This is a genomic window from Enterovibrio nigricans DSM 22720 (assembly GCF_900167155.1).
In the GTDB taxonomy this organism is placed as follows: domain Bacteria; phylum Pseudomonadota; class Gammaproteobacteria; order Enterobacterales; family Vibrionaceae; genus Enterovibrio; species Enterovibrio nigricans.
The window spans coordinates 1-14,091 of the sequence record NZ_FUXU01000020.1; the positions used below are offsets into that span (position 1 = coordinate 1).

The 14,091-nt window shown below is 43.7% G+C and carries 16 protein-coding genes; 10 read left to right on the forward strand and 6 right to left on the reverse strand.

Translation table 11 applies throughout. The features are described from left to right. The first annotated feature begins 120 nt into the window (after nt 1–120). The 6 genes from B5D35_RS09435 (at nt 121) to B5D35_RS09455 (ending at nt 3,685) form a co-directional block, all read left to right on the forward strand. Nucleotides 121–666, forward strand: a complete 546-nt coding sequence (locus B5D35_RS09435) for an ABC transporter permease (RefSeq protein WP_078752336.1) — start codon at nt 121–123, stop codon at nt 664–666. Between the two features lie 9 nt (nt 667–675). After that, on the forward strand, nt 676–1,488 hold the full coding sequence (locus B5D35_RS09440; RefSeq protein WP_198557107.1) for an ABC transporter permease: 813 nt from the start codon (nt 676–678) through the stop codon (nt 1,486–1,488). Beyond that, nucleotides 1,485–1,673, forward strand: coding sequence for a hypothetical protein (locus tag B5D35_RS24550; protein ID WP_198557108.1), 189 nt, complete (start codon nt 1,485–1,487; stop codon nt 1,671–1,673). The genes B5D35_RS09440 and B5D35_RS24550 overlap by 4 nt, the downstream gene beginning before the upstream one ends. A gap of 3 nt (nt 1,674–1,676) precedes the next feature. Continuing rightward, nucleotides 1,677–1,991, forward strand: a complete 315-nt coding sequence (gene rhaM, locus B5D35_RS09445; RefSeq protein ID WP_078752337.1) for an L-rhamnose mutarotase — start codon at nt 1,677–1,679, stop codon at nt 1,989–1,991. A gap of 5 nt (nt 1,992–1,996) precedes the next feature. Further along, the gene (locus B5D35_RS09450) at nt 1,997–3,376 is read left to right on the forward strand and encodes an FGGY-family carbohydrate kinase (RefSeq protein ID WP_078752338.1); all 1,380 of its coding nucleotides are present in this window, start codon (nt 1,997–1,999) and stop codon (nt 3,374–3,376) included. 123 nt (nt 3,377–3,499) lie between these two features. Beyond that, nucleotides 3,500–3,685: a hypothetical protein gene (locus B5D35_RS09455; protein WP_078752339.1), complete on the forward strand. Its 186-nt coding sequence runs from the start codon at nt 3,500–3,502 to the stop codon at nt 3,683–3,685. Nucleotides 3,686–3,810: 125 nt separating this feature from the next. Here B5D35_RS09455 and B5D35_RS25490 read toward each other — a convergent pair whose 3' ends face one another. The 6 genes from B5D35_RS25490 to B5D35_RS09490 all read right to left on the reverse strand — a co-directional run bounded on the left by B5D35_RS25490 (nt 3,811) and on the right by B5D35_RS09490 (nt 10,106). Continuing rightward, nucleotides 3,811–4,089, reverse strand: coding sequence for a S24/S26 family peptidase (locus B5D35_RS25490; protein WP_078752340.1), 279 nt, complete (start codon nt 4,087–4,089; stop codon nt 3,811–3,813). 18 nt (nt 4,090–4,107) lie between these two features. After that, entirely contained in the window at nt 4,108–4,608 is a 501-nt protein-coding gene (sodN, locus tag B5D35_RS09465) for a superoxide dismutase, Ni (protein WP_078752341.1), read from the reverse strand. A gap of 219 nt (nt 4,609–4,827) precedes the next feature. Continuing rightward, complete coding sequence (locus tag B5D35_RS09475) at nt 4,828–5,232, reverse strand: hypothetical protein (RefSeq protein WP_078752343.1); 405 nt, start codon at nt 5,230–5,232, stop codon at nt 4,828–4,830. Nucleotides 5,233–5,371: 139 nt separating this feature from the next. Then, a complete protein-coding gene (locus B5D35_RS09480; protein WP_078752344.1) occupies nt 5,372–5,815 on the reverse strand; it encodes a hypothetical protein in 444 nt (147 codons plus the stop codon). A 158-nt stretch (nt 5,816–5,973) separates the two neighbouring features. Further along, a complete protein-coding gene (locus B5D35_RS09485) occupies nt 5,974–6,651 on the reverse strand; it encodes a DUF3334 family protein (RefSeq protein WP_078752345.1) in 678 nt (225 codons plus the stop codon). Nucleotides 6,652–6,854: 203 nt separating this feature from the next. Next, entirely contained in the window at nt 6,855–10,106 is a 3,252-nt protein-coding gene (locus B5D35_RS09490) for an ATP-binding protein (protein WP_078752346.1), read from the reverse strand. Between the two features lie 284 nt (nt 10,107–10,390). Between B5D35_RS09490 and B5D35_RS09495 the strand changes: the two genes are divergently transcribed. From B5D35_RS09495 to B5D35_RS09510, 4 genes are all read left to right on the forward strand, one after another. Then, nucleotides 10,391–10,735, forward strand: coding sequence for a DUF3802 family protein (locus tag B5D35_RS09495; protein ID WP_078752347.1), 345 nt, complete (start codon nt 10,391–10,393; stop codon nt 10,733–10,735). A 92-nt stretch (nt 10,736–10,827) separates the two neighbouring features. Beyond that, nucleotides 10,828–11,544, forward strand: a complete 717-nt coding sequence (locus B5D35_RS09500; RefSeq protein ID WP_078752348.1) for a tRNA-uridine aminocarboxypropyltransferase — start codon at nt 10,828–10,830, stop codon at nt 11,542–11,544. Nucleotides 11,545–11,694: 150 nt separating this feature from the next. After that, nucleotides 11,695–12,606 (forward strand): N-acetylglucosamine kinase, encoded by a 912-nt coding sequence (gene nagK, locus B5D35_RS09505; RefSeq protein ID WP_078752349.1) that lies wholly within the window; start codon nt 11,695–11,697, stop codon nt 12,604–12,606. Nucleotides 12,607–12,807: 201 nt separating this feature from the next. After that, the gene (locus tag B5D35_RS09510) at nt 12,808–14,070 is read left to right on the forward strand and encodes a GGDEF domain-containing protein (protein WP_244556549.1); all 1,263 of its coding nucleotides are present in this window, start codon (nt 12,808–12,810) and stop codon (nt 14,068–14,070) included. The last annotated feature ends 21 nt before the right edge of the window (nt 14,071–14,091 follow it).

A 14,091-nucleotide genomic window follows, 5' to 3' on the forward strand; every position in this document is an offset into this window, starting at 1 on the left:
CTTACAGGACTGGGTATGCCTGAAACTCAGTATATTGCTTAAGAACCGAACAACTTTAGGCTGCCATGTCTTCCAACCGAATTAAGCAACAAAGCCGGTGAGTGGGTAAATGCCCATGAGATGAACGCTGTGTTTATCAATACACCGCGTACAGAAATAATGGGAGTCCAGGGTTTTGCTTGGATTTCTCTTGTCATTATTCTTGTCATGTGTTTTTTCACAGAGTATTTGTGCAAAGGCCGTGAAATGTATGCTGCTGGCAATAGTCCAACGGCCGCTTTTTACACCGGCATTGATGTGGGGAAAACACAATTCATTGCGTTTACTATTTCTGGGATGCTTGCCGGATTGTGCGGTTATCTCTGGATTGCACGTTATGCGGTGGCTTATGTCGATGTGGCACTGGGCTTCGAGCTTCAGGTTGTTGCAGCGTGTGTTATCGGGGGAATAAGCATTATGGGAGGGATAGGCTCCGTGCTTGGATGTGTGCTTGGCGCATTGTTTATTGGTGTGATTAACAATGCGCTACCTGTGATAGGTGTATCTCCTTTCTGGCAAATGGCGATTTCTGGCGCTGTTATTGTAATTGCGGTCGTTACCAACTCTAAGGCAGAGCGAAAACAAGGCCGTCTTATTTTGCGTAAAGCCGTTGGAATGAAGGATTAGGAGGCAGCGATGAGTAAACTCAATTCTTCTGAACAATCGGAGACGGCAGTTAAGGGCATTACCTTCAGTGCTAAATTTAAAAGCTGGGAATTCTTTCTGATCGTTATCACAACGATTGTGTTTGTCGTGAACAGTTTCACATCACCTTATTTCTTAGATCCATGGAATCTATCAGATGCCACGTTTAATTTTACTGAGAAAGCGATCGTTGCTTTGCCACTGGCATTATTGATTATTTGCAGAGAGATTGATCTATCCGTTGCTTCAAACATCGCTCTCTGTTCTGTTGTCATGGGACTGGCAGCCCAATATGGCTGGCCGCTGCCAATGATCATTGCTTCAGCATTAGTTGTCGGAACTCTGTGTGGTTTTGTTAATGGTTATGTCGTTACGAAATTTGAAATTCCATCAATCGTTGTGACTATCGGTACGATGAGTTTTTACAGAGGAATTACCTACATCATTTTGGGTGATGAGGTGTTGAAAAATTACCCTGCTAGTTTTGAATTCTTTGGCCAAGGTTATGTCTATTGGATTTTTAGTTTCGAGTTCATCTCTTTTCTCGTTTTAGCGGTAATCTTTTACATTCTGTTGCATCGCACAAACTTTGGTCGACGTACTTACGCCATCGGAAACAACCCGATGGCGGCTTTCTTCTCCGGGATTAACGTTAATCGTCATCGACTCATCCTGTTCAGTCTGGTTGGATTGTTTTGTGGGATCGCCTCATTGATGCTGACTTCTAGGCTGGGGAGTACTCGCCCGACGATCGCGCTTGGGTGGGAACTCAGCATCATTACTATGGTCGTGCTTGGGGGGTGAATATTCTAGGTGGGTCGGGAACCATCGTTGGTGTATGTATCGCAGTGCTTTTAATGGGGCTCGTAACGTTTGGTCTAGGACTTTTGAATGTGCCAGGTATTGTCATGTCGATCGTGATTGGTTTCATGTTGATTGCTGTCATCGCTATTCCAATTTTGTATCGCAAATACAAGGAGCTTCGCTAAGACATGTATCAAGCATTCGTTATGTATTTGAATCCTGATTCCAAGGATGAATACAAAAAGCGCCATGATGAATTATGGCCAGAGTTGGCAGCTCTACTAAAACAACAGGGTATTTCTAATTACCATATATCCCTTAACGAGCAGACTTTACATTTATTTGGCAGCATGGAAGTGCCAGATAATTTCGACGCGGAGAGGCTAAAGCAGGAGCCCGTTATGCAGCGCTGGTGGCAATATATGGCTCCTTTGATGCGTACCAAAACGGGTTCTAACGAGCCTCTTTCAACCTCGCTTACACCAATGTTTTTTCTGGAGTAGCGTCTATGCATCCGGTCATTGTTGTGTTGGATATAGGGAAATCTAATATCAAGGTAAGTGCTGTGTCCATTGAACGTGGGCAATGCATTGCTGTAAAGAAGCGCGAAAACAAGCCTGTATACGGGTATCCCTATCAACACGCTGATATTGATGCTATCTGGACTTGGTTCTGTGAGCAGTTGGCTGAGATGGGTAAGCAGTTTTATGTGAGATACATAACGTGCACGACACATGGAGCGACGGCCGTGTGTTTGTCTCAAGAACAGGTTGCACTTCCTGTACTTGATTATGAATATGACCTGGACAGCAATACAAATACAAAGTACGCCGAGATTCGGCCGCCATATAGCGAAACGCGCTCACCCAATTTAAGTGTCGGACTGAATATTGGGCGCCAGCTTTTTTGGCTATCGAGACAATTTCCTGCTGAATTTAAGAATGTCGATACCATCCTGACCTTTCTACAATATTGGTGTTGGAAACTGTCAGGCGTCGCTTGCAGCGAGGTGACATCGCTAGGGTGCCACACTGATCTATGGAACCCAGAGTCTTCAACACTGTCATCGTTGGTTAAAGGGTTGGATTGGGAATCACTGTTTCCTCCCATGTTAAATGCCGGCGAATCGTTAGGAAAGATTCTGCCTGTTTTATCCAAAACGTTAGGGCTACCTGTTGAGTGTGAAATCTTAAATGGCTTGCATGATAGCAATGCATCCTTAGTACCTTACCTTCTTCGTTGTGAAAGGCCATTTACCGTGATGTCTACGGGCACGTGGGTTGTTATTGCTAATGTAGGGGGCGCAACGGGTTCACTGAGTGAAGACCAAGATATGTTGTGTAATGTGGACGCATTTGGTGAACCTGTGCCCTGTATCCGATTTATGGGAGGGCGAGAGTGGGAGATTCTGCATGCAGCAAATACGGCTGACTTATCCGACTTGAAACAGGTACTTGATAAAGGGGTCTACTTGCTCCCTAGTTTTTCAAGCCAAGGGGGACCATTTCGACATCATAATGGAAAAATCATTGGCGAGTCAGATAGCTTAAATGCACGAGAGAAGACAGCGTTAGCCACAATTTACTGCGCTTTAGTCTCTGATTATTGCTTAACGCGTTTAGGTTGTTCTGGACCGATTCACATCGAGGGCAGCTTTTCGAATAACCCGTTATTCGCCGAACTTCTGTCTGTATTTCGGCAGCATCAATCCATTTACACCAGTAGCGATCAAACAGGCACAACACTTGGCACAGCGAGCCTGTTATCGGAAATAGCCAAACTGAATATGTTATCGCTGAACACGTTCTCTTCCTCTGAAACACTCCCCGTAGAGCAACTATCAGCGTATCGAAAAGCGTGGTTTGAAATGATCAAATCACTGATCTAATCGTTGTTACCACTCAACCACTATTCCGAAAGACGTGGTTTCAGCATGAAATTAATGGGCTAAACGCACATTGATATTTCAATCATTGTTGATGCGTTAGCCTTGTATTAAGGAGTTAGAAAAATGGACGAATTAATTAGCAATAAGAAACATGAAGCGTTGGACGAACGAGAAGAACTCTGCGACGAGATTGATGCATTAATGGATTTGATGCACGTTGAAGGAGAGCTTTCGGAAGGAGCAAAAATTATGATGCGTCGCACACTCGTGAAGTTGGCCAATGCACTCGATGTTCGTCATCAACATTGATGCTTAGATGGCGATTATTCGGGACGTCAAGGGCCATCTTCCAAACCTTAATTCAATTAGCGCCGACAGGGGAATCCTACGCAAGTGAGTCGTATTGATTGTTCGTGGAAAGACCACTTGTTAATTTATTGACATCGAAATACAGACAAAACACGAAAAAGAAGCGTTTTGTCAGAGATAAGACCGATTGCTTTTGGGGAAACGCTTAGCGAGTTTTCCCCGACAAATGTCATGCCTTTATTCGAGGCATGGGTTTGAAGCTTTTTGATAATCCACCCGAAGCGCGGATGATGAAAAAGATAGATGGAGCCCGTCTTTTTGGGCCACCACTGTGGTTCACTGGCGGCGAATACAATGTCGCGGTGACAAATATTGGGAGACATAGAGTCCCCCTTGACTCGCATTATTTTGAACTTAAACACTTAGGACTTGAGGTTAGGATACACAGTTGGCAGTGAAGGGAGATAGGGACAGTCAGCGGTGTAAACCGCAATGTTCTTGGTCGTCCAAAATATCTCAGCAAAGCGATTAACTTTGTCCAACAAAACTAACGCATCATCGCGATTGAGCGTCTGCTTTGCTTTTGAGGCCAACAACATGATCTCGTGGGCCAGTGTATGTATTTCAGGAAACTGATCGAATTGCGGTTGTTTGAAGTAGTCTCCCCAAATGACACATATTTCCTCTTTCACTTTTTTTCCATGAGATTCTTTCTGATCAATTAAACGGCAAAGCATGGATTGCTGGCTAACCGTTAGATTACTGTCTGGTAAATCATCAATGAGATCTATCATGCGAATAATCGATAATGTGGCGACTTGAGCATGAATAGGGTCATATATTTTGCAAGGGATATCGCAATGGGCGGAAACGCTTGGCAGATCAACGTGCTTATCTAATAGCTTGACCAATGAATGCAACATACTATTGACCTCCTGATGTGTTCTTTATATCCATGTAATTGATGATAAGTACGATAATGATGGCCCCAATGGCAAACGGGGCGATCCAGAGGAGATGTATAAATCCAGATAGCCAATGGGAATGGTCATGGCCTTCATGTGAAAACGCAGTAGAGCTGTAAACAAATAATGGAAGAAGAAAGAGTAATCGTGAGTCCATAAGGCTGCTTTCCCTAGATTTTAAGCGGTGTCTTCTAACATTTTTTTTTCGAAAATGTAGAGTTCATTGAGTCCCATCTGATATGCCTTTAACAGCTCAATAAAGAACAATTGCTCAGGAGGCGTGTTATTCAACTGATGCTCTATAGCTGTCAATGGCGTTTCTAGATGGAACCGCGCCAATGGAGCTTGATTTGCGAGCTTATAAACAACAGATAGATTGTGATGACAAGCTAACCACCCAAAAAGTGCGTCTTTCTGGCGAAACACTAAACTTGGTTGGTCATTCAGCATTGTTAACGCGTCGAAATAGCTATCTTCGGCCTCGTTAAAATCTTTCTGTGAGAAAAACAGGTTTCCCGTTCGTATCAGGTGATGCCAATCATTCATAGTGACGGTATTCATGCAAATGATAATCAATATCATTATTGATCGTAATTGGGGAAAGTAAAGTAAATTTTTCGCATACCAAAAAGTAGGGTGTGTAGATTTTCTTGCGGGATAGAGGGGGGAGACTCTGTCAGTCTATGTTCTATGTTCTATGTACGTTTAAAGTAGCTAGGGGTTAGCTAACGTTTAAGTTTGATTGACCGAGCATAAAAGAGATATGTAGCTCAACCAGCATTTCGCTTTCTTTAAGCCAATCGTCAGAACCTTGTTTCTGGCAGAACTCCATCATTGCAACGATCACTTGATCGAGTTTTTTAATACTCCAACGACGGACGTCGACTTCGGAAGAGGAGTGAGAGGCGAGCTGTTGTAATTTAGCGTAGCTAAAATGCAGATAACTGTATGCGGAATCCGTATTAAGTTGAGATTCCTCGTGACGGTGTAACTTAAAGCAGGCGTCGAAGAAGTAGGCCAGTGAGTCACTCTTTTCTGGGGATACTGGAGATGAAAATAACTCCGCGGGTGGGGATTTTATCAGTTGTGCTAATACTGGGTATTGAAGGTTTTCATTGTCATACCAAGCGCTAATGTCTTCGAGCCAATTATCTATGGAATGCATAATGAAGTTCCTCAATGGTAAAAGAGGGATTCTAGAAAACAGTCAGACTTTACTGCTTTGTTTTAATACTGCGCGGCACGAGCTTAAAAGGAAAGAAGCGGCTCCGGCGAAATTGCGAAGAGCCGACTTTAACGTCGTAAATGTTCTAAATCGCTGATTTATATCCCTAGGTCATCGGTAAGAGACGTGGATGCATTGGCGGGAGACTTTGCGGAATTCCCATCGTTTTGTTTAGCGACTTCAGTTTCAAGAATAGAATCAGGATTAACTTCATCACCTTCTTCAAACTCTTCTAGCTGAATGAACTCAGTGCGTTCCATTGAAAGCTCAAGATAGAAAATATTGTTGTTCTCTGTACTAAAGCTGACTCGCCTTGCCTGAGGTCTGTCTATATTGCTGTCGACGGTAACATTGATGTTTTTGTTAATCGCCATCATTTTAGGCTGGTTTTGAGTGATATTTGTATGAAGCGACCGCCTCACTTTACCAGTGAAGTCGCCGACAATTTGGTTCATCAATTCACCGAGAACATCGGCCACTTCGTCAGACGTATGCAAGGTGGCTAACTCTTCCGCGGGAATACCCATATGCGACATGTATTTTTGATAAACCTCTAGCGCAGCTTTAGCTTCAAAATTGATAACAACTAAACCTGAAAAACCGCCATCAAACAAAACAAAACACCCAAAGTCAGGCTTTAGACTTGTTTTGGTGATCTTTTGGACCATCGCGGAGTGGTGTATTGACGTATCAGTAGCTTTTGACAGAACCCCAGTTACTGACTGGCACAGCTTTAGCAAAATGTCTTCTGAAGTGACGATCTTAGTTTTTCTCATAGTTCTTCCACTTGTCTCTAGTATTAGCGTATCGATATAAGTGTGGCACTAAATGTTAAACGCTGCCGAAATATGGAAAATTTCACGCTATTTCAACGAAAATAGAGAGTTATGGATAGAAAGAGGCCATGTTGTTTGGTGGAAAAAAGCGAAGCGACGAGAAAAATCAGCATCGCTTCAATTCTTGGCTATGCCTAGCCGTTTTATTGTTGATGGGTCTCGCTGGCACTTTCTTTTGCCAACGCTTCCTTTAATTCCTTTTGTTTCTTTTCGATGGCATTGATGGATACGGTAAGCTCAATACTTAACCTAATTAGTTCTCGTCCTACACGATTGTCTTGTTCAGAGCTGGCTTGTTCAATTTCAGCACAAATGTCTGACAAGGTACGAGCTCCAATGCTCCGTGATGATGTTTTTAGCTTGTGTGAAGAAGCTTTAAGCTTTTCGAACTCGAAGGGTGCTGATGAATTAGAAAGCTCTTGTAGCTCAGGTAAGCAATGATGGTTGAACTGTTCTAGGACATCGAAATAGGTTTCCTTATCGCCCCAAAATAGTTTTTCAAGGACTTCTGGTTCAAGCTCAGCATTATTTTGTGGCGAAATTTCGGAAAGTGGTTTTGCATACACACTTACCATTCGGTCTGGGCCGACTTTGGGTGTGTTATAAGGCTTGGTTTGAGATATCCATTTATCAATGACAGATTGAATAACATCGATTTCAACGGGTTTCGCAATGAAATCGTTCATCCCTGTTTCAATGCAACGCTCTGCTTCACCAACGAGTGCGTTTGCAGTCAGAGCAACGATAGGTACAAATTCACCTCTATCAGCCTGAATTTCACGTATAGCTCGTGTCAGCTCGTAGCCATCCATATTGGGCATGTGGCAATCTGTTAAGACGAGCGAAAACGCTTCTTTACGATAGGCGCGAAGTGCCTCTTGGCCATCGGATGTCATAACAACGCTATAGCCTAAATAGGTCAGCTGCTTCTCAATAACAACTTGGTTGGTGACATTGTCTTCTGCGACGAAAATAGTGCCACTATTGCAGTTGGATCTTTCTATAAAGTCTTCTTTTCCTTTTGTGTCTAATACGGGGTATTCAGGGCTTTCAAGTCCTACACAAATTCGAAGTCCGCTGAGCAGCATGGACAGTTTCAATGGTGAAGCGTAGATCGCAAACACATCAACACCACCGTAGCGACGAACTGGCAAGCTCATATTCAATTCTAAATATCGAACGTTGGCACTCTTCGCGTGGTTTGGTGGCATAAGTTGGCGAGTTCGTAAATAGTCTCTACAGATGATGACGTGTTTCTTGCTTTCATTCATGAATGATTCGGTATGCAAGTTTTCGAGATTCACGTCGGTGTAGGGAATATTCAGCTCTTTTAAATAAGCATCGATGCTGGTTTTGAGTGCGCCGTTCTCTAGTGTGTTGAGGCAAACGATGTTTTGAAGCGATTGTGCTGCCGCCTTCAACGATTCAATTTTACTGATTTCGGGCGCACTTTGGTCATTGGCGAGACTCAGCACAAAGGACACCGTAAAGGTCGAGCCTATGCCTTCTTCACTTGTCGCCTCTATTTTTCCGCCCATCAACGTTGCTATATTTTGGCAAATCGCAAGACCTAATCCAGAGCCCCAAAAACGGCGGGTAGTGGAGTATTCTGCTTGTGTGAAAGGTTTAAAAATTGCTTGTAACTTATCTTGGCTGATCCCAATACCGTTATCTTTGATAGAAATGGAGAGTGCTCTCTTATCATCAGCGACACGGGATGCGGCAATAGAAACATACACTTCACCTCTATGTGGTTGCCCACCGGAAAACTTAATACCATTACCAATAAGGTTGAAGAGTATTTGCCGTATTCTGGTCGGATCGCCCAAAAGCGAACAAGGTACATTGGGGTGCACGAAGAGTATCAGCGACACATTCTTTTCATTTGCTTCACTGGCTAAATTGTCCATGACCTGTTCGGCAACATTACGCACGCTTAGAGGCACTTTATCTAAGCGCATCTTTCCGGCTTCGATCCGAGAAAAGTCGAGAATGTCATTGATTATGGAAAGTAAAGAGAGAGCGGATTCTCGTACCGTTGTGGTAACACTGAGTTGTGTGGTGTTGAGGTTAGATCGACGAAGAATATCAATCATCCCGATGACCCCATTCATAGGCGTACGGATCTCGTGGCTCATTGCTGCAAGAAATTGAGCTTTTGCCTTCGACGCGGATTCGGCACGCTCTTTTTGATACAGCAGTTGTTCTCTTGCTTGATTCCGAGAAATGATATGGTCCCGAAACGAACTTAACGCATGCGAAATTTGCCCGACTTCGTCAGAGCGATCTTTGTAGTGAATTGGAATTTCGGTGTTTCCATCGGATAGCTTGAGCATGGTATCTGCCAGTCTTGCGATTGGCTGAGTAACCTTTTTATAGATGTACACCGTCAATGCAACGCTGGATAAAATCATGACAGCAAATAGAGCGAAAAAGGTAAGCTGGTTGGTTTTCAGTATTTTGTGAAGACCTGCCATTGAGTTGGCTGCACGGAAACTGGTTTCGCGAGAGAACTCAGTCAACGATGCTTCAAGCTCTTTGTATGCACCGTCATTAATCCTTTGCAGGCTGTTTGTCACGGTCTCTTTGTCATTGGGGTTGTAGCGTTCAAGCACGAAATGAATACGGGAAATTAAGCCTCGGCTTAACTGCTGAATGTGCTTTAGCTGTGCTAATTCTTTCTCATTGATATAGTTGGTAGTGAGGTAACTTAGCGAGTTATAGAAACTACTTTCGTTTTGTGCAAACTCACTCTTGCTTGCGGAAGTATTGGAGAGATAGTAGAAAAGAAGGCCAATCATATCATCGGCTTCTTCTTTCAATAGCAAGTAGTGGTAGCGTCTCTGGTGCGTGTCCAAACGAATATCTTGAATATTATTTTGGTACAGCTTTTGTATGGCTTGATCGAGCTCAGGAGCGAGAACCGTTGTAATGGTGCGTTTCTCTACCATTGCCCATTTTTCTAAGGTTGGGTCGAATTCATTTATAACACCACGCTCTATTTTTCGAACGAAAATATCATAGTTTTCGCGGATACGTTTCAAATGGCTGGAGTCTGGGCCATGAATACGCCTTAATTCACCCAAGGAAGCATCAAATTGGTTTTTATTGTAATGGTAAGAATCGAGAGAATCAGGCTCACCTAACGCAAAACTGAACATGCTACGGTTCATTTCACCGGCATACCTCAGCATGGACACAGAAAGCAAAGCACTCGGGATTTCGAGTTTACTGGTTTTGGTTGTATCTGCACTAGCGCTGTCGTGCATGATATAAGCGGATACCGCCAGTGCCATCGCAATAAGTGTCATTAGCCCCATGATAAGGCCAACTTTACCTACAATGCTTTTGGGGAAAGGAAATTGATTAGCGCGCTCGATCCTTCGCTCTCTCATTACTCGTCCTTGAACTACATCTAACATCGCGCGTGATTTCATCGTGAACAGTGTCTGCGAGAAGACTTCTCTTTCGGTCAAAACACGCTTTTTCTATGAAACGGTTGCTGGTTGCCAGTGGGCTAATCTGCATGCTTCGGCAGAGCATTTATACTGTAGTAGGAGGCGTGCCAAAAGGGGGACTTAAGCGTTAAAAAAGAGACATGCGACGAAATAATGGGTGTTATTATATAAATAAAGACAATATCATAGTTGAAAAGACCTTCTGTGTTTTGGAGAAATAAATGGTCGTTGAATCAGATGGCTACAACGCTCTTATCGAGTATTTTATTGATAACTTGTCCGTATTTTCATCAAAAGATGAAAGAGTGGGTTCTGAAACCATCGATGAACTGGTTCACGAACTTGTTGCCAGCCAAATCATGGCTATCTGTGATCAGAACCAGCGTATGCCTCAGTCGATGAGATTTGAGGTGATGAGTGAAGCTGACAAAATTGTCGCTGACCTAGAAGAGGTGCTTAGCTCTGTATGGAATCAAAAACCCACATACAAGCAAGTGTCTGTTTTAGAAAAGTATATTGGTCTGGTGAAAAATTTATTCGATGCCGCTGTCTCTGAGTGTGCTTAAAAACAACGATTAGCTTTTGAAATCATCTTTAACGCTTGCACCGTAAACTCCCCTGATTACAATGCGTCTTTACATTTCCAAAGGCGCAATTCATGAAACTTCATGCTGTTCATTCCCTATATGATCAACGTCTCGCAGCTTCTACGAAACCTTTTCGTGCTCGCGGAGCTAGCGTAGAAAGATGTAAGTTATGCATGTTGGTGACATCTCTTTGTGTCTGCGAAGAAAAAGTGACTTTAGATACGCTGTCGGGGTTTCTTCTTGTTATGTATGACGATGAAGTCCTAAAGCCTAGTAACACAGGTCGTCTGATCGCTGATACTGTCAATGACACCTACGCATACATTTGGTCTCGCAAAGAACCCAATCAAGAGATGCTAGCTTTGGTTCAAGACCCTAAGTGGCAACCTTTTGTTGTTTTTCCTGCGCAATATGCGGAGAAGGAGCGGGTGGTGTCCTCGGTAAATGTGGTGGAAGGAAAAAGGCCACTGTTTATTATGATCGATGGGACGTGGCAGGAAGCGAAAAAAATATTCAGAAAAAGCCCGTGGATGGCAGATGTTCCGGTACTGAGTATAAAAACATCTGAAGGTTCAAGGTACGGCGTTAGAGAGGCTGCAGGCGAGAGTCAACTGGCAACCGCTGAAGTGGCAGCTAAAGTACTCTCTCTAGCGGGGGATAATCACGCAAGCCAATGTTTGGACGCGCTGTTTGATGTTTTTCGAGAGCATTACATTACTGGAAAAAAACAGAAAACGTTGCCCATCCCCGGAGCACTAGCTCACTACAGAGAGATCGTGAAGCGCTAGCTCGGTGGGTTTTTGCGATCTACCCATCATTTGTGGTGGGAGTTTGAGGTGATTCAAATAGGGACTTTGTCTTGTATCACATTCAATTCCCATATAAAACGCGATAATGCGCACATCGAAAATATGTATTTTGGAACAATGGAGTAAAGGATGTATTACGGCTTTGACGTGGGTGGTACTAAGATCGAATTTGGTGCGTTTGACGAGAAATTGGAACGTCAGGCAACAGAGCGTGTACCAACACCGGGAGACGACTACCAAAAGTTAATCGAGATCCTCGCGGAACTGGTGGCAAAGTATGATGAACAGTTTTACTGCGAGGGGACCGTTGGTATCGGTATTCCTGGGATCGAAAAAGCAGAAGATGGTACGGTGCTGACGGTGAATGTTCCCGCTGCAAAAGGACAAACACTGCGAGCAGACCTTGAAGCGAAAATCGGCCGTAAGGTTGCTTTGAATAATGATGCCAATTGTTTCGCACTTTCCGAAGCGTGGGATGAAGAGTTACAAGACGAAAGCGTCGTACTAGGATTGATCCTTGGCACGGGTTTTGGCGGTGGCATCGTTATCGATGGTTCGGTTGTGTCTGGTAAAAACAACGTTGCGGGTGAGTTAGGGCATATACGAATGCCGATCGATGCTTGGCTACAGTTGGGTGACAATGCACCAATTTTCGATTGCGGCTGTGAGAAGAAAGGCTGTATCGACAATTATTTGTCTGGACGTGGTTTTGAAATGCTGTACACGCATTTCAATGGTGAAAATAAGAAAGCGATTGAAATCATCACTGCGTTTTATGATGGTGAAGAAACCGCGACTAAGTTTGTCGATAATTACTTGGAAATGTTGGCAATGGTCTTTGGTGGTCTGTTTACAGGTATCGACCCTGATGTGGTGGTGCTTGGTGGTGGTCTGTCAAACTTTGAACACATCTACGAGGAGATGCCTAAACGCGTACCTAAGTATCTTCTGTCGATCGCTAATCCACCTAAAATTATCAAAGCAAAACACGGTGATTCAGGTGGTGTTCGCGGCGCAGCGTTTCTAAATATTAAACGTTAACCACGCTATAAATATCAGCGAAGGCGCAGAGTCTGCCTTCGCTGAATACAGTGCGCGTTGATTGGGGTATAGGGTTGCTCATTGGTATAACCATTAGAGGCAACGCTAAAGTAGTATCAACTTAGAAAACATCTGTTGGTTAGTTTGAATCAGAATTTTTCTCGAACTGTGTTCGTCCTTTTTGTTCTTGCGTTTTTTTCATTGGCAGCAGTAACTTGGTTTTATGCTGGTGGAGCGCAGTCAGAATATGTTATTTCTCCTTCTAATTTAGAATTTCGTTATATCGATGACGCGCCGAGTGGCGGTAATACGGTAGGCAACGTTGCGTCAAGTCCTGACGGGAAAGGCGCAGAATTGCAATGCTCATTGGGCGACGCATATAAATGGCCGTATTGCGAAATTGCCATCAGCCTTACAAATAAAATTCAACATGGTATCGACTTGTCTAACTACCATTCAATGGTGATTGAAGCGTCTTACAAAGCGCCAGCCCCTAATCAGAGGTTGCGTGTTTATTTAAGGAACTACAATGAAGATTATTCAAATGGTCATGATCCAGTTTCTTTAAAATTTAATGGTATTGAATATGCGCCATCAGAGGGTATGACTGAAATCACCCTTCCTCTGAATTCATTTCAAGTGCTGTCGTGGTGGATTTCAGATATGGCCGTACCACTCGAATATGCAGGGCCAGAGCTAAACAATGTTCCCCTTGTGGAAATTGCGACGGGCAGCGCTCCCATCCTTGGCGATCACCACCTCACCATTAAAAGCATTCATTTTGAAGGGCTTATGGTGACTGAGGCTGCATTGTTCCGAACGCTGACTTTTATGTGGATGTTCGTCGTTATGATCATTCTTACCGTGAAGTATTGGCAAAGCCGAGAAACTTACGCACGAGAGAGACGACGTGGCGATAAGCTGAAGAAAATTAACACATCGCTAAGACAGCAAAGTGAAACGCTCTCTGTGTTGGCTACGACAGATGCGTTAACGGGCTTACGTAACAGGACTGAAATTTATTCAGCGCTTAACAAGCACCTAAAGGCAGCAAACAAGCAGGTATGTTCAGCACTTTGTTTGGACCTTGACCATTTCAAAGCTGTGAATGATACCCATGGTCATGATATGGGGGACCAGTTGTTGGTTGCAACAGCCCAAATTTTACGAGATGCCACGTCTACGAGTGATATTGTTGTGAGATGGGGTGGGGAAGAGTTCGTTATTTTCTGTCCCTCAAAAAATTTGGCTCAGGCGACGTTCCTGGCAGAAAAAGTTCGTTATTCCTTTGAGAATTTCAATTGGCCGCACGGTGAAACCATGACGTGCAGCGTGGGTATCGCCTCAACGGGGGATCGAAACTTGGCGGAACTGATAGCGGATGCAGATGATGCGTTATATCAAGCGAAGCAATTGGGCAGAAACCGTGTAGAGGTTCATGTTGAAACCCAGCTTGCATCCTGATTTTTGAAAGAAATGGGTTGA